Raw genomic sequence first — 25223 nt, 5'->3', positions numbered from 1 at the left:
AGTATTGACTATATGACTCCTAATGAATATGAAAAACAATTATTAGCTGCTTAATTTGTTCAATTTTTTGTGTCCAAGATATTGACTTAAGTCCACTATGGGATATTATGGTGAGTATACTTTTTAAAAGTTAGCAAAGTTATTAGGTTTCGCCTAATGGCGAGTTACGTTTTTCCTTGATGAAAAAGTAACCAAACCTACAGATTCATAGAACCTTCCGTGGCTCTACAGGGAATATAGAACAATTCCCTTTCGCACAAGACCAGTAAAAACAGCCCAATCAAGAAAAAAATGTACCTACGAGTCTATAGACCAAGACTCTTCGTGGCAGAGCCCACTCACTACGCAATCGATATCTATTGAGATTGAGAAATATAAAAGTTCTACTTCTAAGATTTCATAATTCCTATTATTGTTTAAGAATATTTGCTTCGTTCAAACATTAATTTTTTTCGAATTAAAACCTTTTTATTGTTAACTAAAATAGAAAGTATTGCAATATTTATATTTGATATATATTTTCAATTATAACAATAAATAAGAACTATTATTTAAAAAGGTGGAAAAGATATGGATTATTCAGAACAGCAATTAGCTATATTATCAGCTCAACAGAGTAATATCTTAGCAATCACTTCAGTATGTAATGTAAGATGTTTATTCTGTAGCCATCAAGGAAATCCTAGTAATGTCAGGACCTTCTCCTCAGGTCATCGCTCTTTTGAGGAGATAGAAGAGATAATTGAGTTTATAGATAAGAATAAGAAGATTGTAATAGGTGAATCTATTACCCGTATCTGTGAAGGGGAACCTTTTACCCATCCCCAGATTATAGCAATATTAAAGCTATTGAGAAGGAAATTTCCTAAGACTTTAATCCAAATTACTACAAATGGTAGTAGATTGACTGAAAACAATTTAAAATTATTAGAAAGCTTAAAACCTATAGAACTCAACTTATCCTTAAATAGTAGTAGCTTAAGTGGAAGAGAAGAGTTGATGAAGGATCGGTGTGGTGAGGTTGTTTTAGCTGCTATTCAAAGGTTAAAGGAGTTAGAGATTACTTATCATGGAAGTATTGTGGCTATGCCCCATATCACAGGATGGGGTGATTTAGAAGAGAGCATCGAGTATCTTGATAGCTATGATGCACAGACTATCAGGGTCTTCTTGCCTGGTTATACTAAATTTAGTCCAGAAAGTATGAAATTTGACTTAAGCTTATGGGAAGAGCTAAGGAAGTTTATTCAAGAGTGTCGGCAGAAGTATCAGACAGCAATTACCTTAGACCCAGTGAGAATAGAGAGTTTGGATGCAGTTGTAATTGGGGTGATTAAAGACTCACCTGCTTTTAAGTCAGGAATTAAGATTGGGGATATTATAATTAAAGTAGATGACAAAGGGGTCTTCTCTAGAGTAGATGCTTTTGATCAAATTACTAAGAAGTGTAATCCAACAGTTGTAATCAATAGAGGCGGGGTTATAAAAGAAGTTCCAATTACAAAATTAGCTAATCAGAAATCTGGTTTAGTATTTGATTATGATCTATCTCCAGTTACATTAGAAGAGATGGAAAGGGTTATTCATAATTATAGAGCAGATAAAGCTTTGTTATTAATCTCCCAACTAGCAGAAGTTAGAATGAAATTAGGAGTTGAGCTGTTAAGGGAGAAGAAGCCTAATTTAGAGATAGAGATATTGGCTGTAGAGAATAAATTTTTTGGTGGTTCTATTTTGACTGCAGGGTTGTTGGTAGTTGAGGATTTTAGAACTGCTTTACAGGAATATAAAGATAGATTGGCAGAGATAGATCTGATATTATTGCCAAAGATAGCATTTAATTATTGGGGCTTAGATTTGTTAGATGAAAATTATTATCAATTAGTAGAAGAATTTGGAATAGAGGTTGAAATAATATAATACTAGAGTTTATAGACTAGACTGCTCCTTAGAGCGATAAAGAAATTGAAATTTACACATAAAATTAACACCAATGTAATTAATTGTTAAATTAATAATGTTATGCTGATAGTTGAAATCCTAAAGAGGGTATAAATCAGAAAATACTTATTATCTACTCTCTTAAAAAGAGGAGGAATTTTAATGTTCAGTAAGAGGTTGATTTCTTTATCATTGGTGTTATTTTTAGTATTGGCTGTAGTATTTGCTACAACTCAAAAAATAGGAGCATGGTGGATTTCTGATAAAAAGGAGGAGCAAAAATTAGTTGATGATAATACTCATAAAAGTCCAAAAGAGCAGTTAGCTTTGGCTCTTGATAGTATTTCTGCTTGGGGTAGTCCTTTACCCTATACTGTTTTACGTAGTGATTTGATGGATAGTCAAAATCCTGGACAAAACTTTGAAATTCGCAATGGTGGTTTTGGTTCAGCAATGGCAGCTCATCCATTAGTTGCAAATCAATTTTATGCATTGACTGATCGTGGTCCAAATGCTAAATTTACAGGTGCTTATGGAAAAGGTAAAAAGTTTCCTACTCCAGATTATGTCCCTCGGATTGGACTTTTTGAACTTAGAGCAGATGGGACAGTAAAGCTGGTCAAGACTATACTACTAAGACGTCCAGATGGAAGACCTATATCTGGATTACCTAATCAGTCTGATTTTGGAGGAACTGGTGAGACACCTTATCATGGTGATGGTAGTCCTTTACTTAAAGATGGTAGCAAGCTTTTTAATAACAACTCTGATAGCCCTGGCTACAATCCCTTCAAGCTTGATAACTATGGATTAGATGGAGAAGGATTGGTGGCATTGTCTGATGGTACTTTTTGGGTCAGTGATGAATATGGTCCTCATATTGTTCATTTTGACCAATCTGGAAAGGAAATTGGTCGAATTAATCCCTTCAAAAATGATCAACGAGATATCTATAATCTACCCCAAGAGTTTGCTAATCGAAGACCTAATCGTGGTATGGAAGGTCTTGCTATTACTCCTGATGAAAAGACCTTAGTTGGAATAATGCAGTCTACTATGTATAATCCTAACTCTAAGGTTAAGAACTTAGATGTAGTCAGAATTGTGACTATCAATTTGGAGAATGGTAAGCTTGCTCAGTACCTCTACCGACAAGAGAAGACTCAAAATGCTAATTCTGAAATTACTGCTCTTAGTAATAATTCTTTTTTAGTGATTGAAAGAGATGGAGCTTTTTATAATCAGAATCCTCAGGCTATGAAGCGAGTATATCAAATTGATCTGTCAACTGGAACAAATTTAGAGAAGATTAAAAATGATAATAAGTTTAATCAAGATAAAAAACTTGGCTTATTGATTCATGGTAAAACTATTGAGCAGACAGTCCTTGATGGCGGATGGCAAGCTTTAGCAGCTGTGAATATTACACCAGTTAGCAAAAAAATTATTGTTGATATGGTTGATAAAGTTGGCTATCCTCATGATAAGATGGAAGGCTTGTGGGTTATCAATAATCATACACTTGGAATTTTAAATGATGATGACTTTGCACTTTGGTCAACTAAAGGCAAGATGCACCAGAAGTATTTAAAGGATAATATGATTGATAGAAATACTTTATACATAGTTGATGTTGATCTAAATTCAAACTAATAATAAGCTCTTGGCAAATTTGCCAAGAGCTTATTATTAGTTTCTTAGTTAGAGGATTTGCTTTTTAATCTATAAAAATTTAATTTAGAGGAGAAAATACTACGTAAGTAGAAGATTACATACAAATAGATATAAGCAAGGCTAATGATTGGTATACACTAGTTTAGGGTGCTTATTGGCTAAAGTATAGATATAATAAGGAGGAAGTTGAAAATATGAAAGTAGTTGTTATTGGTGCAGGTATGGTAGGAAGTGCAGTAATTGGTGAATTATTAGCTCATGGTGGGATTTCAGAGATTTATCTATTGGATTTAGACCGTGATAAAGCAGAAGGAGAAATTTTAGACTATTCCCATACAACATCTTATAATTATAATCCAAGTGCTAATCTCAAAATTGGTGACTATCACCACTGTAAAGATGCTGATTTAATCATTATGACAGCAGGACCTAGTATCAAAAAGGGTGAAACTAGAATAGATTTAGCAGGAAAGAATGCTGAGGTTATGAGAGGTATAATGAAGAATATCACTAGATATACTAAGGATGCTATTATTATTCCTGTCACTAACCCAGTAGATATAGTTACTTATGTGGCAGCAGCAGAGTTTGATTACCCCCGTAATAAGATTATTGGTACAGGGACTATAGTAGATAGTGCTCGCTTAATGAGGATTATTGGAAATAAGTATAATTTAGATCCTAAGAATGTATTTGCTTATATGTTAGGGGAGCATGGTACGACTTCTTTTGCTGCGTGGAGTATCTCTAATATCTGTGGTTATACTCTTGAGGACTTTATTAAGGTAAGAGGTTTTCATATTAATTTAGATAAAGATGATATAGAAGAAGATACTAAAAAGATTGGTATGGAAGTTTGGAGGAAGAAAGGGTATACAAATCATGGTATAGCTGCTGGAGTTGGTAGAATAGTTAAAGCTATATCTTTAGATGAAAAGTCTATTCTGCCAGTATCTGTACTCTTAAAAGGGGAGTATGGAATTGAAGGAGTTGCTTTAAGTGTACCTTGTATAGTCTCCGAAAAAGGAGTAGAAAAGTTATTAGAATTTCCTTTGGCTAAAGAAGAGATGGAGAAATTAGAATCATCAGCTAAATCATTACAAGAGGTGATTAGACAGATATAGTTTTAGTCTAAAGTTAAGCTTAAGGCAAGAATAACCCTTTCTTTTAAGAAAGGGTTATTCTTGCCCATATTTGAGCTTAAACTGACTGTTTAATTAGTTAATGCTTGAATAGGTGCAGGAATTCTTCCACCACGGTGAACAAATTTATCAGCTTTAAATTTGCTTACCTTCATAATTGGAGCTTCTCCCAATAATCCACCAAAGACAACTTCATCACCGACAGTCTTATTAGGTGCTGGAATAATTCTTACAGCTGTAGTCTTCTTGTTAATCATACCGATAGCCATCTCATCAGCGGTAATTGCTGCAATTGTTTCTGCAGTTGTATCTCCAGGCACTGCAATCATATCAAGTCCTACTGAACATACACAGGTCATAGCTTCTAATTTTTCTAAAGTTAAAGCTCCTATCTTAGTTGCTTCAATCATTCCCTGATCTTCACTGACAGGGATAAAAGCACCACTAAGTCCACCTACTGAAGAAGATGCCATTGATCCTCCTTTTTTGACAGCATCATTTAATAAAGCAAGTGCTGCTGTAGTTCCATGAGTACCACAGTACTCTAAGCCCATACCCTCTAAGATATTAGCAACACTATCACCGATAGCTGGTGTTGGGGCTAAAGAAAGGTCAACGATTCCAAAGGGAACTCCTAACATCTCTGAAGCAGTCTGTCCAACTAGCTCTCCCATTCTAGTGATTTTGAAGGCAGTTCTCTTGATTGTATCTGCAAGTTCATTGAAGTTAGCATCAGGAATCTTCTCTACTACATTCTTTACTACTCCTGGACCACTTACTCCGATATTAATAACAGTTTCAGGCTCTCCAGTTCCATGGAAGGCACCTGCCATAAATGGATTATCCTCAGGTACGTTACAGAAGACAACAAGCTTTGCTGCTCCAAGTCCATCTTTATCTGCTGTTAATTCGGCACACTTTTTGATAACTTGTCCCATCTCTAAAACTGCATCCATATTGATTCCAGCTTTAGTAGTAGCAACATTAACAGATGAACATACTCGATCAGTAGTTGCTAAAGCTTGAGGGATAGATTTAATTAGATTTCTCTCACCACTTGTATATCCCTTATGTACCAATGCTGAGAATCCACCGATAAAGTCTACTCCAACTTCTTTAGCAGCCTTGTCCAAGGTTTGAGCAATACTTGTATAATCTGTCTCTTTGCAAGCATTAGCAACAATTGAGATTGGAGTAACTGAGATTCTCTTATTTATAATTGGAACACCAAATTGTTTTTCAATTTTATTAGCTACTTCAACTAAATCTTTAGCTTTAGTAGTTATCTTCTCATAAATTTGTTTATTTAGAACTTCAATATCTGGGTGAGCACAATCACGTAGGCTGATTCCCATAGTTATTGTTCTGATATCAAAATTTTCTGATTCGATCATTTTTACAGTCTCTAGGATTTCTCCAGTATTAAATAGCATCACTTCTCACCTCCTCGTTTAGATACGATGCATATAACGGAATACTTTCTCATGTTGTAACATGATTTTAACCTCTAAGTCATTACCGATTGCTTCTAACTCTTCGTTTAGATTTTCAAATCCATTAGTTAAGTCACTAACTTCAACTAACATAATCATAGTAAATAAATCATCTAATAATGTCTGGCTAATATCGATAATATTAGCATTATGTTCAGCCAAAGTAGCAGTTACTTTAGCAACAATACCAACTTTATCACTACCCAAAACTGTGACTACTGCTCTTTCTTGTGAATTATTATTATTCAAATTTATTCCCTCCTCTGCATAAATATTAGATTAATCTATATATTATAGTATTTGTTTTATAATGTCAATTAATTTATACTTAGTGACGATTAATGAGTAATTATATAGAAATAGATCATAGAGAATAGATAAGTAGATAGTAATTTGTGCTAATATAAAAATTGACTCAATATACCCATTAACTACCGCTAAAATCTAATTATAAGATTTGCTATTTAAATATCTATATTTAATACTTAATTTATAATTTCTAAGTATAAGTTAGAGTTGCTTGGAGATAATAACCTAACGTAATTATTGAGTAAACAAGTAATATCATCTAAGAATAAATTAAATAGTTCTTTTATGAGATATAGGGATTTAATTTAAGCTAATCAGATTAAATCCTAAAAAATAAATAGAAAAAAATCAAATTTGGACTTGATTTTATGGGAAAACTTAGTTATTATTAATTATGTAATGATTAGCACTCAAACTCAGTGAGTGCTAATAACAAAAAGTCATTCTATATTTAAATTACATACAAAGGGAGGGTTTTCAATGAATATTAAGCCGTTAGGCGACAGAGTAGTAATTAAAGCTGTAGAGAAAGAAGAAGTGACTAAGAGTGGTATTGTATTACCAGATAGTGCAAAAGAAAAACCTCAGCAAGGTGAGGTAGTAGCAGTAGGTGCTGGCAAAAAGTCAGAGAATGGAGAGGTTATTGCTCCAGAGGTTAAAGCTGGTGATATTGTTATTTATGGTAAGTTTGCTGGTACAGAGATTAAGCATGAAGGTCAAGAGTACCTAATCTTAAGTGAAAAAGATATTTTAGCTGTAATTCAGTAATTAGTAATGAGTAACTAATTGTAAATTAGAAAATAATTTTAAGGAAGGTGACTACATAATGGCAAAGGAATTAAGATTTGGTGAAGAAGCACGCCGTAAATTAGAAACAGGTGTCAATAAATTAGCTGATGCTGTGAAGGTAACTTTAGGACCAAAGGGGCGTAATGTTGTATTAGAGCAAGGTTTTGGTGCTCCATTAATCACTAATGACGGTGTTACAATTGCTAAGGAGATTGAATTAGAGGATTCTTATGAAAATATGGGTGCTCAGGTAGTTAAAGAAGTTGCTACAAATACAAATGATGTAGCAGGAGACGGAACAACTACTGCTACTGTATTGGCACAAGCTATTGTAAATGAAGGGATGAAGAATGTAGCTGCTGGTGCTAATCCAATGATTTTAAGAAAGGGAATTCAGAAAGCGGTTGAAGCTGCTGTTGCTAAGATTCAAGAGATCAGCAAGCCAATTGAAGATAGAGATTCTATTGCTCAAGTAGCTGCTATCTCTGCTGCTGATGAAGAGATTGGTGAATTAATTGCTAAAGCTATGGAAGAGGTAGGAAAGGATGGAGTTATCTCTGTTGAAGAGTCTAAAACTATGGGAACTGACCTTGAAGTAGTAGAAGGTATGCAATTTGATAGAGGTTACTTATCTCCATATATGGCAACAGACCAAGATCAAATGGTTGCTGATTTAGAAGACCCATATATCTTATTAACTGATCAAAAAATCAGTTCTATTAAAGATATGTTACCAGTATTAGAGCAGATTGCTCAACAGAATAAACCATTATTAATCGTTGCTGAAGATGTTGATGGTGAAGCTTTAGCTACATTAGTAGTTAATAGTTTAAGAGGAACTTTTGAATGTGTAGCTGTTAAAGCTCCAGGATTTGGTGATAGAAGAAAAGCTATGTTAGAGGATCTTGCTACTTTAACTGGTGCTCAAGTAATCACTGAAGACTTAGGTCTAAGCTTAGAAAACGTCGATGTTACTATGTTAGGTAGTGCTAATAAAGTAAAGGTTACTAAAGATGATACTACTATTGTTGATGGCGCTGGAGAGCAAGCTAATATTGAGCAGAGAGTTGCTCAAATCCGTCAACAGATTGAGAATACAAACTCTGATTTTGATCGTGAAAAATTAGAAGAGAGATTAGCCAAGTTAGCTGGTGGAGTTGCAGTAATTAAAGTTGGTGCTGCTACAGAAACTGAACTTAAAGAGAGAAAACTAAGAATTGAAGATGCCTTAAATGCTACTCGTGCTGCTGTTGAAGAAGGTATTGTAGCAGGTGGAGGAACTGCATTAATTGATGTATTATCTTCATTAGATGACTTAGATTTAGTAGGTGATGAAGCTACTGGTGTTGATATCATCAGAAGAGCATTAGAAGCTCCTGTAAGATTAATTGCTGATAATGCTGGATATGAAGGTGCTGTAATTGCTGAAAAGGTTAAAGAGAAAGAGGTTGGAATTGGATTTGATGCCTATAAAGGTGAATTTGTAGATATGGTTAAGGCTGGAATCGTTGATCCGGCTAAAGTAACTCGTTCTGCATTACAAAATGCTGCTAGTGCTGCTGCTATCTTATTAACTACTGAAACTGTAGTGATAGAGAAGAAAGATGATGATAATGCTGGTGGCGGAATGCCAGGTGGAATGGGTGGAATGCCAGGAATGGGCGGAATGCCAGGAATGATGTAATTTTAGAATAAAGAATACTTTAGAGACCTCTACTTTCGGGTAGGGGTTTCTTGTTTATATAAGAATAATTTGACAGAATATTAATGTAGATATATAATTTAATCAAGCAAACCGAATGAACATTCAATTGTAAAAATAAGATTATAGGAAATATCTATTGCTTTAATAAATATTTTTTTATATTGTATAGAATGAATATTCGATCTATAGAAGGAGGATTTTACTATGTCTAAAAGAGAGAAGGTCTTAGATACAGCTGTAAAAATGATCATAGAAAATGGTATTCAAAATACTTCTATGGGTAAAATCTCCAAGAATTCAGGAGTAGCTGTAGGTACTATTTATCATTACTTTGAAAGTAAGGAGGATTTGATTACAGAGATTTATCGTAATTTGAAAATAAAGATGCTAGAGAGAGTAATAGAAAATTCTCAACCAATGGATGATTTATATGATTACTTTAAGAGTAGTATTAAGCTCTTAATTAAATATGCTGAAGAAAATCCTATTGAATTTGAATTTATGGAGAGACATCATATGTCTCCAGTAATTGATGCAAAAGTTAAAGAGGAGATAGAAAATAGATACAAAAAGGGAGTCAAAAAGATCTTTAAGATGTTAGATGAAGAAGGTTTACTCAAAGAAGATATATCTCTTGAACTGATTATCCAATATTTTCAGAGTTCTGTAATGGGATTAGTCAGGTCATATATTAATGGAGAGATTAAAATGACCGAAAAGGAGATTGAGCAATTAATACAGATGATTTGGGATGGAATTACAAAGTAATGGTTATAGAGAAAATATAGCTTTTTAAAGATATGCTCTCTAAATAATAGAGGAAGTATCTTTTAAAGAGCTATTTATAAATTATATTAAGGGGGGGCAAAGATTATGTTATATCGAGAAGTGCCTAAGATTGGAGATAAGCTTTCTGTACTGGGGTATGGGGCTATGAGGCTACCGACAAAGATGGTAGGAGTTGATGAAGAGAAAGCTAAGCAGCAGATGCATTCAGCAATTGATCGTGGTGTTAATTATATTGATACAGCTTATCCTTATCATAATGGAAAGAGTGAAGAGATTGTAGGAAGAATTTTGGCTGAAAATAATTATCGTGAAAAGGTTAAATTGGCAACAAAGCTTCCTCATTGGAAGACTGACTCTAAAGAAGAGATGCACAAAATATTAGATGAACAGCTAGAGAAATTGCAGACAGACTATATTGATTATTATTTAGTTCATAATTTGAATGGTGATAGTTGGGAAAAAGCTAAAAAGAATGGTGTAATTGAGTTTTTAGATGAGGCTTTGAAAAGTGGCAAGATTATTAATGCTGGATTCTCTTATCATGGAGTTGCTGAAGATTTTAAGCAGGTTATAGATGATTATGATTGGATTTTCTGTCAGATTCAATATAATTTTCTTGATACCGATAATCAAGCTGGTACAGTCGGAATGAAATATGCAGCTGCTAAGGATATAGCTGTAATAGTAATGGAACCATTGCGTGGAGGAAACCTTGCTGTAGAACCTCCAAAGGAGATAAAAAAATTATGGAGTAGATCTGAAGTAGAAAGGAGACCAGTAGAATGGTCTTTAAGATGGATACTTAATCATCCAGAGATTACTTTAGTCTTATCAGGAATGAATGTAGATGCCCATATTGATGAGAATATAAGAATTGCATCAGCAGCAGAGCCTAATTCATTAACAGATAAAGAGTTGGAGCTAGTGAACCAAGTAGCAGATACTTATCGAGAGATTATGAAGGTTGGCTGTACAAGTTGCCAATATTGTATGCCTTGCCCTGCTGGCGTTGATATTCCATCCTGTTTTGAAAAATATAACTCTTATCATATGTTTAATGATAAAAGGGCTCGGCTTCAATATTTAGGATTTAATGGTGGACTATTTTCTTCTAAAATTTCTTTGGCTTCACAATGTGTTGATTGTGGGCAATGTGTAACAAAATGCCCTCAGAATATTAATATTCCAGAAGAATTAAAGGGAGTAGAGAAGGATTTAGAAGGGATATTAGGTAAACCGATAATTTGGATAGCTAAGAAAATTATGTGATAATATTTGATTAATAGTTCAAACAGAAATAAAAAATATAGTTGCAGGTGGAATGGAAGGAATGGTCTAGTCTTACTTTACTAGATTATATCTAAAATATTTAAATTAATGAAGAAGGTCTAGGGTTTTGGAGACCTTTTTTATTTTACTATAGCTGCATAATAGAAATATTTTTAATAAACTATTGACTTAGAGTGAACTCTAATGTGTATAATATAATTAGAACTAAGTATCTGGAGGGAAATTAATGGAATATACAATTAGACAGGTGGCTGAAATGGTTGATTTGACGACCTATACACTTAGATATTATGAAAAAGAAGGTTTATTACCATTTATTGAACGCAATGAACATGGTAATCGCATCTTTAAAGATAATGATATTGAATGGGTGCAGTTGGTCTGCTGTCTGCGAGATACAGGTATGCCTATTGCTGAGATAAAGGATTATGTTGATCTTTGTAGAGTTGGTGATGAAACGACTGAACAGCGAAGACAGATAATACTTGAGCATAAGCTGAAAGTAGAGCAGAAGATAGAGAAGATGAAGCAATCCTTAGTTAAAATTAATAAGAAGTTAAAGTGCTATAATAACCTTACTATAAAGGAAGAGACAGATGTCTGTAATCCAAATTATAAGATAAATGATTGAAGAAGTAAGTTATTTGATTTTATAGAGATTAACCTGTTAGTTTATATTTCTATTTAAATTCTTACTAGATATCGTATGCTTAGTTTTTGCTAAAAGGTACTATTATAAAATTACTAAAGTAATTCATGAAGCTTTTAAGTTAGTGGCTAATTTAGATGGTGTTGCCAGTGTAAAGAGGTTTGAATTATATTAAGTGATGTTTAATCCATTAGAGAAGTTCTTATTAAATAGAAAAAGGGTGATTAATAAAGATGATATATAAGGAATATGGTAAAACAGGTAAGAAATTATCGGCGTTAGGTTTTGGTGGAATGAGATTTGATACAAAAAATAGAAGTATTGAAGAGAATGCTCAGATTGTAAGAAGAGCATCTGAGCTGGGAATTAATTATTTTGATACTGCTCCAGATTACTGTGATGATAAGAGTGAGCTTATTTATGGAGAAGCCTTTAAAGATATGCCCAATGATTTTTATGTCTCTACTAAGAGTATGGTGACAAAGGATCCAACGGCTGATGATCTTCGTAAGCGAGTTGAGACTTCATTGAAGCGGATGAACGTTGATAAGATTGATTTTTTACATATGTGGTGTATTTTAGACTTAGATATGTATAGAAAGGTAATAAAAAAAGGTGGACCTTATGAAGGGGCTTTAAAATTAAAAGAGGAAGGATTGATTGACCATCTAGTCTTCTCTACCCATGCCAATGGTGATGAGATTGTCCAGATAATCAATGATGACCTCTTTGAAGGGATATTACTAGGTTATAATGCTAGTAATTTTGCCTATCGTGAGAAAGGACTTAAAGCAGCTTATGAGAAGGGATTAGGAGTAGTAACCATGAATCCATTAGGTGGAGGGGTAATACCTCAGAATCCAGATTTCTATTCTTTTATTAAACAGAACCCAGAAGATAGTGTGGCTCAAGGAGCATTGAAGTTTAATATGGCTCATAAAGAGATTACTGTTACTTTAGCAGGAATTAATAATATTAAAGAACTAGAAGAGAATATAGCAGCGGCTAATTCTCTTGAGGAGATTAGTGATCAAAAGATTGAAGAGATCAAGTCCCATTTAAAAGAAGGCTTAGATAAGCTCTGTACAGGTTGTGGTTATTGTCTGGGCTGTCCTGTTGATATATATATTCCAGCTTATATGATGGCTTATAATGAGATGATTATAAATGATGATAAAGACATTCTTGGTGACAAAGTAAATGAAAGAAGAAATTGGGGACCACTGAAGAGTAGACCGGAGAGTAGAGCAGAAAATTGCATCGAGTGTGGATTGTGTGAAGATCAATGTACTCAACATCTACCGATTATTGATCGCTTAAAAGAGTGTGCTCCTGTAGAGAAGTAATAGCTGATAACGTGTATACTCTGTTGACTAACTTTATTGCTATGAAAATTGATACAATATAGAGATATTACGACACTTTTTTATTAACTACTTCTTCAGGGCTAAAAACCAGCCCTTTGTGATAAATCCGCTGCTGGCTTCTAGCCTTTAGCTTTTAAGGTCTTAGCTAATAACCAGTAGCTATAAGCTAGTAGCAAAACTGTCGCAATATACCCATATAATCTTAGATTTAAATTATAGATTAACGTAAGATAGAGCTTATTGATGTTTATATTAAAGGAGTGAGAATAATGACTTTAGAAGAGAAATATACCAAGTTAAAAGAGATTATTAAGAATTTAGACAGTGTGGCTATAGCATTTTCGGGAGGAGTAGATAGTACCTTTTTAAGTAAGGTTGCTTATGATGTTTTAGGGGAGAAGGCTCTTGCAGTTACTGCTAGATCCTCAACCTACCCAGAAAGAGAGTTTAAAGAGGCCAAAGAGTTAGCAGAGCAAATCGGGATTAAACAGGTAGTTATTGTATCAGAAGAGACAGATATTGATGGTTTTGCTAAGAATCCACCTAATAGATGTTATTATTGTAAGCATGAATTATTTACTAAAGTAGAGGAAGTAGCTAAAGAGCATGGGATTAAGTATGTGCTTGATGGGTCTAATTTAGATGATGTTGGAGATTTTCGACCTGGGATGAAGGCGGCAGCAGATTTAGAGGTAGTCAGTCCTTTAAAGGATGCGGAGTTTACTAAAGATGATATTAGAGCAGTATCTAAAGAATTAGGGCTTCCAACTTGGGATAAGCCAGCCTTTGCTTGTCTATCCTCTAGATTTCCTTATGGTGAAGAGATAAATGAGAGCAAACTATCTATGGTTGAACAGGCAGAAGATTATCTAAGAGATTTAGATCTCAAACAGTTAAGGGTTAGACATCATGGTGAGATTGCTAGAATCGAAGTTGCACCAGAGGAGAGAGAGAAATTCTTCAGCTTAGATAAAATGGATGAAATCGCTAATAAATTAAAAGAGATTGGCTTTACCTATGTGACTTTAGATTTAGCTGGTTATAGAACAGGCAGTATGAATGAGGTATTGAGTAAAGAAGAAATGGTTATTGATTAAAGAATAAAGGAGGTACTAATAATTGAAGAAAGAAGATATTAAATCAATTTTAGAAGGGATAAAAGATGGCAATTTATCGATAGATAATGCTATGACTAAATTGAATGATTTACCCTTTGAAGATTTGGGATATGCCAAGATAGATCATCATCGGGGTCTGAGAAATGGTTATCCTGAAGTGATCTATTGTGAAGGAAAGTCGGTAGAGCATATTAAAGGAATAGTAGCTAAGATGTTAGAGAGAAATAATAATGTTCTTGCTACTAGAGCCAATGAAGAGATTTATGAAGGCTTAAAAGAGATTACTGAAGATTTGGAGTATTATAGTGCTGCACGAATTATTGTAGTCAAGCAGCGAGAGATAGAAAAGACTAAAAGTAAGATATTGGTGGTAACAGGTGGAACTTCGGATATACCAGTAGCTGAGGAAGCAGCAATTACAGCAGAGGTAATGGGCAATAGTGTAGAACGACTCTATGATGTAGGAGTAGCTGGAATCCATAGACTCTTATCTAATCGTAATAAGTTAAATGAAGCCAGTGTAATTATAACTGTAGCTGGTATGGAAGGTGCCTTAGCAAGTGTAGTAGGAGGATTGGTCGATAAGCCAGTCATAGCTGTACCGACAAGTGTTGGCTATGGTGCTCACTTTAATGGTTTAGCCACTTTATTAGCCATGTTAAATAGCTGTGCTAGTGGAATTGGGGTAGTAAATATCGATAATGGTTTTGGGGCAGCTTATCTAGCTAGTAGTATTAATCAACAGCTAGAAAGAGCAGTAAAAGGCAGTCAAGAGTGAAGAGTGGAGTGGGAAAATTCGTTTGGGTATTTTCCCCTCACGGAGAGTCCAACGGACTCGTAGGAAGAGTGAAGAGGTTTGATAATAATTATTGTTTTACTCGTCACTCGTTACTGAACTTAAAGGGGGCTAGTTATGAGTAAGATACTATACTTTGATTGTTTATCAGGAATTAGTGGAGATATGACTATTGGAGCTTTACTGGATTTAGGTATAGATCAAGAGCTATTTTTAGAAGAGTTAAATAAAATAGGTATAGATGGTTATGAATTAGAGATTAAAAAGGGACAGAAAAATGGAATTACAGGAACTGATTTTGATGTTATTATAAAAAATCACCATCACCATAATCATTCAGAAAGCAACCATCGTGAACACAACCACCAGCATCAACATTCAGATAATCATACTCATGAACATAGTCATCACCATCATCATGAGCATAGAAATCTTGCTGATATAGAGGAGATAATAGATGATAGTGGATTGAAAGCTAGTGTCAAAGACTTAAGTAAGAGTATCTTTAGGCTAGTAGCCAAAGCAGAGGCAAAGATACATAACAAGAGTATAGTAGAGGTACATTTTCATGAGGTGGGTGCTATTGATTCGATTGTAGATATAGTTGGGGTAGCTATCTGTATAGATTTATTGGAGGTAGATGAGATTTATTCTTCTCCCCTGCATTTAGGTACAGGTTTTGTAAAGTGTGCCCATGGAAATATCCCAGTACCTGCTCCAGCAACCTTAGAGATATTAGAAGGTGTTCCTGTTTACTCTAAAGGGATAGAGAGTGAACTGGTTACTCCAACAGGAGCTGCTATTATTAAGACTTTGGCTAAAGAGTTTAAGCCACTTCCAGAGATTAATATTGAGAAGGTGGGCTATGGTTTAGGAAAGAAGGATTTAGAGGTTACAAATGTACTAAGAGTGGTTTTAGGTAAAAAAAAAGTGAAGAGAATTTAGTAATATTAGAGACTAATATCGATGATATGAATCCAGAGATTTATTCTCATCTATTTCCTTTAGTCTTTAAAGAAGGTGCTTTGGACTTCTACCTAACCAATATCATTATGAAAAAGAACCGTCCAGGAATTAAGCTAAGTCTGTTGTGCCACAAGAAGAATGTGAAGAAGTTTGAAGAGATTTTATTTAGAGAGACTACTACCCTAGGAATTAGAAAATATAATCTAGACCGTGAAAAGTTAACTAGAAAGTTTGTTAAAGTTGATAGCCAATTTGGTGAAGTAACTATGAAGGTTGCTTATCAGAATGGTGAAGTGCTGAAATATGCTCCAGAATATGATGAGTGCCAGAGGATAGCTACAGAATACAATCTCCCAATTAAAGAAGTCTACCAAATAATAATAGATAGTTATAGAAGTAGTCACAAGAAGGTTTGATTTACCCTATGGAGCATAGGCTAAAATTGTTTAGCTAGCCAAGTTAAATCAAGAAGTTTTAGATTATAATAGCATAGGGAGGATGATTTATTGTGGAAAAGAGAGTTTTAGGTAGAACTGGTTTGGAGGTTAGTCTGCTGGGATTTGGTGGCTTTCATTTGTTAGAGATTCCTACTGAGAAAGCAAGAAGTCTCTTAAATTATTACTTAGATCAAGGTGGAAATTATATTGAGACAGCTGCCGATTATGGAGATGGTGAGTCAGAAAGAAAGATAGGTGGGGTTATTGCCCAAAGGCGAGATGAGCTAGTATTGGCCACCAAAACCAGTTCCAGAGATAAAGCCGGAGCTAAGGCTGATATAGAAAGAAGTATGAAGAATTTACAGACTGATTATTTAGACTTGATTTTTATGCATGCTGTAGGAACTAAAGAGGATTTAGATAAGATATTAAGTTCTGGTGGTGCTATGGAAGCTGTTAGAGAATTGCAAGAGGCAGGAAAGATCGGTTATGTGGCTATCTCTATGCATGGGCAACCAGATACTTTGATTGAAGCTATTAGAACCGATGAGTTTGATGTAGTGATGGCTACTTTAAATTATTTTGACCGTTTTAACTTCCCGAAATTAGAAGGTGAGTTAATTCCTTTAGCCCAAGAGAAGAATGTAGGGTTGATCTGCATGAAGCCAATTGCTGATGGCTTCTTATGGCGTTCTGCCAAGCAAGCCTTTAGATATTCCTTCTCTTTACCAGTTTCTATGGTAGTTACAGGGATGAATAGTGAAGAGATGGTTAAGCTAGATATTGATTTTGCTAATAACTTCGTAGCAATGACTAAAGATGAGAAAGAAAAGCTATTTAAAGATGCCTCAGAGCTAGGAGATTATATTTGTCGTCAATGTGGTAGTTGTGATGATGTTTGTCCTGAAGGAATTAATATTCGAGAAATCTTTAAGTTAGAAGGTTATTATGATCGTCAAATGCGTGATGGCAAGCCACGTAATCCAGCAGATTTTGCTTTACGTGATAGATTAAGATTCTGGTTTGGTAATCAGGAGATGGCTAGAGATTTATATAAGAAGCTAGAGGTTAAAGCTAATCACTGTACTGAATGTGAAAAATGTCTAGATGCCTGTCCTTATGATCTACCAATGATTGATAAATTGAAGATGTGTCATTATAAACTAGGAGATGATAATAGCCTATTTTAATTAAAGAAGTGTTGGAGAATATTCTCCAACACTTCTTTAATTATTGATTTTTTAAACTTTGAGCAGGAGAAAAATATTAACTGTCTAAATAATACTTAGTAACACTAATCTTATTTTTGTGCTACTAAATATTAACTAGTTGTAATATAATTTAGATATGAGGTGAAGTATGTCGGAGTTAGTACGTTTCGGGGTCTCTATTGAGGAAAAATTATTAGAAAAATTCGATAATATGATAGAAGAAAGTTATAATAATCGCTCTGAGGCTATTAGAGATTTGATTAGAGAGAAGCTTATTGAGAAAAGATGTAAAGAGATTAAAGAAGAGGTGGTAGGGTCATTAACTTTAATTTATAACCATCATCAGAGGGGATTGATCGATAAGATGGTAGAGTTGCAGCATGATTATCATCACCTATTTAAGTCCAACCTTCATCTTCATCTGTCCCATGATTATTGTTTAGAGGTGATTATAGTAGAGGGAAAGCTTGAGGAGATTGAGGATATATCCAATAAATTGATTGCTTTAAAAGGGATTAAGCATGGAAAGTTAACACTTAGTACAATTGAATAGATTTTATAGATAAGGAGAGGGTGAAATGCATATACCAGATGGTTTTTTAGATTTAAAGACCTGTATAGGAACTTATTTAGGTACAGCTGGAGCTTTGAAGTTTAGTTTAGATAAGTTGAAGAATAATTTTGCTGAGGAGAAGATTCCTCTATTAGGTCTGCTAGGAGCATTTATTTTTGCAGCACAGATGATTAATCTGCCAATTGCTGCTGGTACTTCGGGTCATTTATTAGGTGGGGTATTGGCGATGCTGGTGGTTGGTCCTTGGGCTGCAACTATAGTAATTACTGCTATCTTAGTGATTCAGGCTATCTTCTTTATGGATGGTGGGATTACTGTATTAGGGGCCAATATCTTTAATATGGCTGTGGTTCAAGTCTTTGCGGGGTATGGGCTTTATATTGTCTTGCAGAGGATAACTAAATCTGCTAAGATGAGTGTATTTTTAGCAGCATTTTTGGCAACTGTAATCTCAGCGGGTGTTGCAGCATTGGAATTGGCTATCTCTGGAACTATTGCTTTGGATTTAGTCTTACCTGCTATGATAGGATGGCATCTTTTGGTAGGTTTGATTGAAGGGGTAATTACTGTCCTAATAGTAAGTTATTTAGAACGGGTTATTCCCAATCGATTAGAGCTGTTAAATTATAGGGTAGGTGATTGTGGTGTTCACTAAGAAAGTGTTCTTGTGGATTCTTGGAGTTATCTTATTATTAGCTTTCTTTAATTCGTTTTTAGCTTCCTCCCATCCTGATGGCTTAGAAAGGGTGGCAGAGGATTTAGGTTTTATTGATTATTCTAAAGATAGCTTTTCTATATTCTCTGATTATCAGCTACCGATAGGTGATGGATTAGTGGCAACAGGATTAGCAGGACTTTTAGGTGTAGGGCTTACATATATGTTTTTAACTTTACTTGCTAAAGTGATTATAAATCAGAAGGTAGTCAAGCAAGATGAGAATTAAGGCTAAGAATAGATTGCTTAGCTATTTAATAGGAGTCATACTAGTTTTACAAATTAGTAGTTTAGGATTATTAATTGGATTATTTACTGCAATGATTATGATAGCTTTTTGTAATAAATCATTCAAGAAGGTATGGCAGAGGTTCTATTTTGCTATACCTTTTTTTCTAACCATTATAGTTTTAGGATTCTTTCATGAGCATGGTTGGCAATTTGCTATTCATTTGAGTTTAAAATTCTTAATAATCATTATATTCAATATTAATCTGTTAGGTAATTTTAATGAAAATGACTTGATTTTAGCGATGAAAGAGTTGAAGATTCCTAACTTGCTGATAGTCACAATCTTCTTCATCTTTAGATATCATAAAACCTTTAAGATAGAGATGAATAAATTTATTCTAGCCCGTAAACTACGAGGAAGAAGAGTAGAGAAGAAATTCTCTATAAAAGAGTACTCTGTACTGGCAGAAAGCATTGGGGCTGGAGTAGTTCGCTCTATTGATAAGAGTGATAAAGTTTATCAAGCAATGAAGCTAAGAGGGCTAAATGCTGAAACGTTGATTACAGGGGAAGAGGAATAATTATAAATATTCAGATCTATAGTTAAATTTGAATGTGGTGTAATATCCCCAGTAAGTTCAACTTTAAAGTTACAAAAATATAATATCTTAGGAGGAAATCTGTGAAAAGAGATAAAGAAGTAATCTTAGAAGTGAATAAATTGAACTTCTCTTATGAGGATAAGCCATTTTTAAAGGATATTTCCTTCTATATTAATAAGAATCAGCCTACTATATTTCTAGGAGCAAATGGTGCTGGGAAATCAACCTTATTCTTTAATCTGTTAAGAGTTTATTCTTCAGACAGTGGAGAGGTTCTTTTTAAAGGAGAGGATTTATCTAAGATAGATGAAAGGATTGTTCGACAGAAGATGGCTTATCTCTTTCAAAATCCTGATGACCAGGTCTTTGCTCCAACAGTAGAAGAGGATATTCTATTTGGACCTAGGCAATTTGGGTTATCTGTAGATGAAATTCAAAATAAGTTAGCAGAACTGGTGAATTTATTAAAGATAGAAGACCTTTTAAAGAAAAATCCCCATCATTTAAGTTATGGAGAGAAGAGAAGAGTTGCCTTGGCTGGAGTTTTAATAATGGAGCCTGAAATAATCTTTTTAGATGAACCTTTAGCTTTTTTAGATCCCTTAGGAACGCAAACTTTGATTCAAATACTGGATAGGCTTATTGCAGAAGGTAAGACGATAGTTATAGCTACCCATGATTTGAATTTTGCGGCTGAATGGGGAGAGAGATTTATAATTTTAGATGATGGTGAAGTGGCTGCTCAAGGAGGAAGAGAAGTGTTAAAAGGTGGTATTGAATCTTTTGATAATGCTATACCTATAGTGGCTCAATTATTTAAAGGTTTGGTAGCAGATGAAGAGCTGCTTGTTAGTGTTGAAGAGGGGCGTGAATTATTAAAAAAATTAATAAAATAACTTCGATTAGTTTAAAAGAGTATAATTTTAGTAAAACTATTTTTAATCTTGACAAGAGATTCAATGTAACTTATACTACAAGGTGTGAAGCTAACAATGTAATAATAAATTTTATTTTAATTTCGTATAATTTCGGGAATAAGGCTCGATAGTTTCTACCGACTAGCCGTAAATTAGTCGACTACGAGATATAGTTATATTGGTATATAATATTGATTATGATAATATCAATCTATCACTATATCTCAAGTTGTAATCTTTATTTTTAGATTATAATTTGGGATTTTTACTTATATAGTCAACTTTATAGTATTATATTAATAAAATTTTAGGAGGGAATTTAATGAGCCAGAATAGAAATCATGAATTGATTTTGGTATTAGATTTTGGGGCACAGTATAGTAAACTGATTGCTCGCAGGGTCAGAGAATGTAATGTTTATTCTGAGGTTTTACCTTATAATGTTTCAGTAGATAGGATTAAGGAGTTAAACCCAAAAGGGATTATCTTCTCAGGCGGACCAGCTAGTGTATATGTAGAGGATGCTCCTTATGTAGATGAGGAGATATTTGAATTAGGTGTACCGATTTTTGGAATATGTTATGGGATGCAAATCATGTGCCATACTTTACCAGGAGGAAAGGTAGAGAGAGCGGAGAGTCGTGAGTATGGTCGTGCTATGATGAATGTAAAGAATAAAATGGATATCTTTACTGATTTAGGTGAAGAGCTTGAGTGTTGGATGAGCCATGGAGATAGAGTAACACAAGTACCTAAAGGTTTTGAGATAATCGGTTATACAGAGAACTCTCCAGCAGCAGCTGTAGGGAATCAAGATAAAGGATTTTATGGGGTTCAATTCCACCCAGAGGTAGTACATACTCCAAGAGGAACGGAGATAATCAATAATTTCTTGTACAATGTATGTAAGTGCCAAGGGGATTGGACAACCACTAATTATATTGAAGAAACTGTTGCGGAGATCAAGGAAAGAGTAGGAGATGCTCAAGTTATCTGTGGACTATCTGGTGGGGTAGATTCTTCAGTTGCTGCAGCTTTGGTTCATAAAGCAATTGGAGATCAATTGACCTGTATCTTTGTAGACCATGGTTTACTAAGAAAGGATGAAGGGCAAGAAGTAGAAGAGACCTTTACTAAAGAGTTTGATATGAATCTAGTCTATGTCAATGCTCAAGAGAGGTTCTTATCTAAGCTAGCAGGAGTGGCAGATCCAGAAGAGAAGCGCAAAATTATCGGTAATGAGTTCATTAGATTATTTGAAGAAGAGGCAACTAAGGTTGGTAATGCTAAGTATTTGGTACAAGGAACTATCTACTCTGATGTAATTGAAAGTGGAGGTAGTGAAGGTGCTTCTACAATTAAAAGTCACCATAATGTAGGTGGATTACCAGAAGATATGGAATTCAAACTAATTGAACCATTACGAGAGCTATTTAAAGATGAGGTACGTGAAGTAGGTTCAGAGCTAGGATTACCTGATGAGATCGTTTGGAGACAACCCTTCCCAGGTCCAGGTTTAGGAATTAGAGTTTTAGGAGAAGTAACAGAAGATAAGCTAGAGATTTTAAAAGAGGCAGATTATATCTATAGGGATGAGATTAAAAAGGCTGGTTTAGGTAGAGAGATTTGGCAGTATTTTGCTGTACTACCTCCGATGCGTAGTGTAGGTGTGATGGGAGATGGACGTACTTACTGTTATACAATCGGTTTAAGAGCTGTTAAGAGTAAGGATGCAATGACTGCTGATTGGGCTAGAATTCCTTATGAGGTATTAGAGAAGATATCTACTAGAATTACCAATGAAGTTCCACAAGTAAATAGAGTAGTTTATGATATTACTTCCAAACCACCTGCAACCATAGAGTGGGAATAAAAAATGAGCCGAGAGGCTCATTTTTTATTCCACGAAGAGTTTTTTTGATTTTAAAAAAACTCGAAGGGGCTTGATTAAAGCCGAGAGGCTCATTTTTTATTCCACGAAGAGTTTTTTTGATTTTAAAAAAACTCGAAGGGGCTTGATTAAAGCCGAGAGGCTCATTTTTTATTCCACGAAGAGTTTTTTTGATTTTAAAAAAACTCGAAGGGGCTTGATTAAAGCCGAGAGGCTCATTTTTTATTCCACGAAGAGTTTTTTTGATTTTAAAAAAACTCGAAGGGGCTTGATTAAAGCCGAGAGGCTCATTTTTTTATTTCATGAAGAGGTTGATTTATACCCCTGTAGCTAAGAATTTTGAGCGGTTGGATTAAAACCGAAAAACTTATTGCTCATTTATGAAATATATAAATTTTTTTAAAATGGTATAGTTTAAATTTTAATTATCACTAGATTAATGATATTTTTGAAGGTAATTGACAATAACGTATAGAATTATTAATATTGTTAATTGGGGTTATTTATTTTGGTTGGGGCTATTTATTTTTATTAATTTATCTTAGGATAAAGGGAGGCTTAATCTATGAACTTAATCAAGAGAACATCGTTAAAGAAGAAGTTAGTAGCTATGATTATCGTTAGTATAATGTTATTATTGGGGGCAACTTTAACTGTAGTAAAAGTTGTAGTCACTGATAAAGCCAAAGATGTAGCAGTTGTTAAGGTGAAGACGGATTTAGCCACAGGATATGATATTATTGAACAGAAATTCCCAGGTGATTGGCACCTTGAAGGTGACAAGCTCTACAAAGGTGAGGTGTTAATGAATAATAATTTTGCCATTGTAGATCATATAGGCCAATTGACCAATGATACCGTAACTATCTTTGCTAAGAATAAAAGAATAGCTACCAATGTCAAAAAAGATGGTAAAAGAGCAGTGGGAACCTTAGTCTCTGAGGAAGTAGAAAGAAAAGTATTAGAGGAAGGTAGAGATTATTATGGAGAGGCTAATGTAGTAGGTCATCTTTATCAAACAGGTTATACTCCTATTAAAAACGCTCAAGGGGAGATTATCGGAATTTGGTATGTAGGAGCTTCTAAAGAGTTTGTCAATCAGATGATCTCTGAGGTCTTTAATAGAGTATTATTATTTACTTCACTTATCTCTTTATTAATTATAATATCTTTTTATTTTATCGCAGTTAAATTATCTAAGCCGATGGTAGAAGCAGCAGAATTTGCTAATCAGATTGCTGAAGGTAATTTAGAGCTAGAAAATTTAGAAGTAAAATCTGAAGATGAAGTAGGACAATTAAGAACTGCACTTAATAATATGCTTAAGAATTTAAAAGATATGGTTATTAATATCAGTGAATCTGTTGAGAACTTAACGGCTTCTAGTGAGGAATTGTCAGCAGCAGGGGATCAGATGGGTGAAGGTGCAGATCAGGTTACTAAGTCAGTTATAGAGATAGCTACTGGTGCTGAGGATAATTCTTGTGAGATTGAGAAGATATCCAATAGTATGGGAGAATTAAATCTGGAAATTGAAAGTATTGAAAACAAGACCAAGGATATGACCGAGATTTCTGATAATGTTTTAGAGGATGTAAAGTTAGGTAATCAAGCAATTGATCATTCTATCGAAATGATTAATAGGATGAAGGTCAGTGCTCAAGATGTGTCTGGGATTATATTTGCTTTAGGTGAGAACTCTAAGGAGATTGATGAGATAGTGAATCTAATTGGTAGTATAGCAGAGCAGACTAATCTATTGGCTCTAAATGCAGCCATTGAAGCAGCAAGGGCTGGAGAGCATGGGCGTGGTTTTGCAGTTGTAGCTGATGAGATTAGAGAATTGGCTGAGGAATCATCAGTAGCTACTAGTAATATAGCTAAGTTGATTAGTAATATTCAAAATCAAGTAGATAAAGCTGTTGAACAGATGAAAAATAGTGAAGGTGTAGTCAGTGATAGTGTTGAATCTATTGAAGATACTGGTAATAGGTTTAAGGATATTAAGGAGATTGCACTACAATTAAGTCAGGTTATCCAGAGTGTAACTTCTCATATAGATAGTATGAATCATAAGAGTCATGATATTAAAAGTGCTATTGATAATATAGCATCAGTAACTGAGGAATTTGCAGCTAATACTGAACAGGTCTCTGCTTCTAGTCAACAGCAGTCTGCTATTACCGAGGAGATTGTTAGTTCTTCACAGGAGTTAGCGATTATGTCTACGGATTTATCAAAGGTAATAGATAAATTTAAATTATAATTAGAAAGAAGAGAAGTTCATATATTATAATCAAATTTAATTATAAGCCATATAGATAAATCCCCTAATTAATCTTTTATGATAGCCATTAAATTATTTGGATAGATTAAAAGAGATGATTAATTGAAGGGCTAGATGATTCTATATGGCTTTTTCTATTTCAGCATATATTATAAATTTAGAAAGAGCTATACTAGCAGATAGCACCTTTTTAAGAAAATAATCACACAAAATAGTTAAACACGAACAAAATAAATCACTAGCGTTGCATCTAGATATTTCAATAAAATACCTGTTGTAAAAAGAAAACTCCTCTGATTAAATGGATAAGTACTGCCCAGTACAAAAATC

Annotated in this window: 21 protein-coding genes, 1 pseudogene and 1 riboswitch; of the genes and pseudogenes, 20 read left to right on the top strand and 2 right to left on the bottom strand. The window is 34.2% G+C overall.

Features of this window, described 5'->3' with window-relative positions:
• The first annotated feature begins 570 nt into the window (after nucleotides 1-570).
• From BX659_RS17455 to BX659_RS17445, 3 genes are all read left to right on the top strand, one after another.
• Nucleotides 571-1920: a DUF512 domain-containing protein gene (locus BX659_RS17455; protein ID WP_097017192.1), complete on the top strand. Its 1350-nt coding sequence runs from the start codon at nucleotides 571-573 to the stop codon at nucleotides 1918-1920.
• 183 nt (nucleotides 1921-2103) lie between these two features.
• The gene (locus BX659_RS17450) at nucleotides 2104-3594 is read left to right on the top strand and encodes an esterase-like activity of phytase family protein (RefSeq protein WP_097017191.1); all 1491 of its coding nucleotides are present in this window, start codon (nucleotides 2104-2106) and stop codon (nucleotides 3592-3594) included.
• A 215-nt stretch (nucleotides 3595-3809) separates the two neighbouring features.
• Complete coding sequence (locus tag BX659_RS17445) at nucleotides 3810-4739, top strand: L-lactate dehydrogenase (protein ID WP_097017190.1); 930 nt, start codon at nucleotides 3810-3812, stop codon at nucleotides 4737-4739.
• A gap of 89 nt (nucleotides 4740-4828) precedes the next feature.
• On the opposite strand, the gene BX659_RS17440 is transcribed toward BX659_RS17445, so the two are convergent.
• On the bottom strand, nucleotides 4829-6190 hold the full coding sequence (locus BX659_RS17440; RefSeq protein WP_097017189.1) for a PFL family protein: 1362 nt from the start codon (nucleotides 6188-6190) through the stop codon (nucleotides 4829-4831).
• An 18-nt stretch (nucleotides 6191-6208) separates the two neighbouring features.
• Nucleotides 6209-6499 carry an ACT domain-containing protein gene (locus tag BX659_RS17435; RefSeq protein WP_097017188.1) on the bottom strand — a complete coding sequence of 97 codons (291 nt, stop codon included), beginning with the start codon at nucleotides 6497-6499 and terminating at the stop codon, nucleotides 6209-6211.
• Between the two features lie 540 nt (nucleotides 6500-7039).
• Between BX659_RS17435 and groES the strand changes: the two genes are divergently transcribed.
• From groES to BX659_RS17350, 17 genes and pseudogenes are all read left to right on the top strand, one after another.
• Nucleotides 7040-7327 carry a co-chaperone GroES gene (gene groES / locus BX659_RS17430; protein ID WP_097017187.1) on the top strand — a complete coding sequence of 96 codons (288 nt, stop codon included), beginning with the start codon at nucleotides 7040-7042 and terminating at the stop codon, nucleotides 7325-7327.
• 58 nt (nucleotides 7328-7385) lie between these two features.
• Nucleotides 7386-9032: a chaperonin GroEL gene (gene groL / locus BX659_RS17425; protein ID WP_097017186.1), complete on the top strand. Its 1647-nt coding sequence runs from the start codon at nucleotides 7386-7388 to the stop codon at nucleotides 9030-9032.
• 225 nt (nucleotides 9033-9257) lie between these two features.
• Complete coding sequence (locus BX659_RS17420) at nucleotides 9258-9821, top strand: TetR/AcrR family transcriptional regulator (RefSeq protein WP_097017185.1); 564 nt, start codon at nucleotides 9258-9260, stop codon at nucleotides 9819-9821.
• 105 nt (nucleotides 9822-9926) lie between these two features.
• Nucleotides 9927-11111, top strand: coding sequence for an aldo/keto reductase (locus BX659_RS17415; protein ID WP_097017184.1), 1185 nt, complete (start codon nucleotides 9927-9929; stop codon nucleotides 11109-11111).
• 247 nt (nucleotides 11112-11358) lie between these two features.
• Nucleotides 11359-11763, top strand: coding sequence for a MerR family transcriptional regulator (locus BX659_RS17410; protein ID WP_097017183.1), 405 nt, complete (start codon nucleotides 11359-11361; stop codon nucleotides 11761-11763).
• 251 nt (nucleotides 11764-12014) lie between these two features.
• Entirely contained in the window at nucleotides 12015-13127 is a 1113-nt protein-coding gene (locus BX659_RS17405; protein WP_097017182.1) for an aldo/keto reductase, read from the top strand.
• Between the two features lie 290 nt (nucleotides 13128-13417).
• Nucleotides 13418-14245: an ATP-dependent sacrificial sulfur transferase LarE gene (gene larE, locus BX659_RS17400; protein ID WP_097017181.1), complete on the top strand. Its 828-nt coding sequence runs from the start codon at nucleotides 13418-13420 to the stop codon at nucleotides 14243-14245.
• 22 nt (nucleotides 14246-14267) lie between these two features.
• A complete protein-coding gene (gene larB, locus BX659_RS17395; RefSeq protein ID WP_097017180.1) occupies nucleotides 14268-15044 on the top strand; it encodes a nickel pincer cofactor biosynthesis protein LarB in 777 nt (258 codons plus the stop codon).
• Nucleotides 15045-15179: 135 nt separating this feature from the next.
• Nucleotides 15180-16444: pseudogene (gene larC, locus BX659_RS17390) on the top strand (nickel pincer cofactor biosynthesis protein LarC).
• Between the two features lie 92 nt (nucleotides 16445-16536).
• On the top strand, nucleotides 16537-17655 hold the full coding sequence (locus BX659_RS17385) for an aldo/keto reductase (RefSeq protein WP_097017179.1): 1119 nt from the start codon (nucleotides 16537-16539) through the stop codon (nucleotides 17653-17655).
• 169 nt (nucleotides 17656-17824) lie between these two features.
• A complete protein-coding gene (gene nikR / locus BX659_RS17380) occupies nucleotides 17825-18229 on the top strand; it encodes a nickel-responsive transcriptional regulator NikR (RefSeq protein ID WP_097017178.1) in 405 nt (134 codons plus the stop codon).
• A 25-nt stretch (nucleotides 18230-18254) separates the two neighbouring features.
• Nucleotides 18255-18905, top strand: a complete 651-nt coding sequence (locus BX659_RS17375) for an energy-coupling factor ABC transporter permease (RefSeq protein ID WP_097017177.1) — start codon at nucleotides 18255-18257, stop codon at nucleotides 18903-18905.
• Nucleotides 18895-19194 carry a PDGLE domain-containing protein gene (locus tag BX659_RS17370; protein ID WP_172431850.1) on the top strand — a complete coding sequence of 100 codons (300 nt, stop codon included), beginning with the start codon at nucleotides 18895-18897 and terminating at the stop codon, nucleotides 19192-19194. Before BX659_RS17375 ends, BX659_RS17370 begins: the two co-directional genes overlap by 11 nt.
• Nucleotides 19184-19777, top strand: a complete 594-nt coding sequence (locus BX659_RS17365) for an energy-coupling factor transporter transmembrane component T family protein (protein ID WP_097017175.1) — start codon at nucleotides 19184-19186, stop codon at nucleotides 19775-19777. Before BX659_RS17370 ends, BX659_RS17365 begins: the two co-directional genes overlap by 11 nt.
• A gap of 101 nt (nucleotides 19778-19878) precedes the next feature.
• On the top strand, nucleotides 19879-20694 hold the full coding sequence (locus tag BX659_RS17360) for an energy-coupling factor ABC transporter ATP-binding protein (RefSeq protein ID WP_097017174.1): 816 nt from the start codon (nucleotides 19879-19881) through the stop codon (nucleotides 20692-20694).
• A gap of 102 nt (nucleotides 20695-20796) precedes the next feature.
• Nucleotides 20797-20898: riboswitch (purine riboswitch) on the top strand.
• A 139-nt stretch (nucleotides 20899-21037) separates the two neighbouring features.
• The gene (gene guaA, locus BX659_RS17355) at nucleotides 21038-22588 is read left to right on the top strand and encodes a glutamine-hydrolyzing GMP synthase (protein ID WP_097017173.1); all 1551 of its coding nucleotides are present in this window, start codon (nucleotides 21038-21040) and stop codon (nucleotides 22586-22588) included.
• A 583-nt stretch (nucleotides 22589-23171) separates the two neighbouring features.
• Complete coding sequence (locus BX659_RS17350; protein ID WP_097017172.1) at nucleotides 23172-24872, top strand: methyl-accepting chemotaxis protein; 1701 nt, start codon at nucleotides 23172-23174, stop codon at nucleotides 24870-24872.
• Nucleotides 24873-25223 lie beyond the last annotated feature (351 nt).

Source organism: Orenia metallireducens (assembly GCF_003001995.1).
Lineage (GTDB): Bacteria > Bacillota > Halanaerobiia > Halobacteroidales > Halobacteroidaceae > Orenia > Orenia metallireducens_B.
The sequence above is the reverse complement of the archived record's forward strand: the minus strand, read 5'-3'. Positions and strand labels throughout refer to the sequence as shown.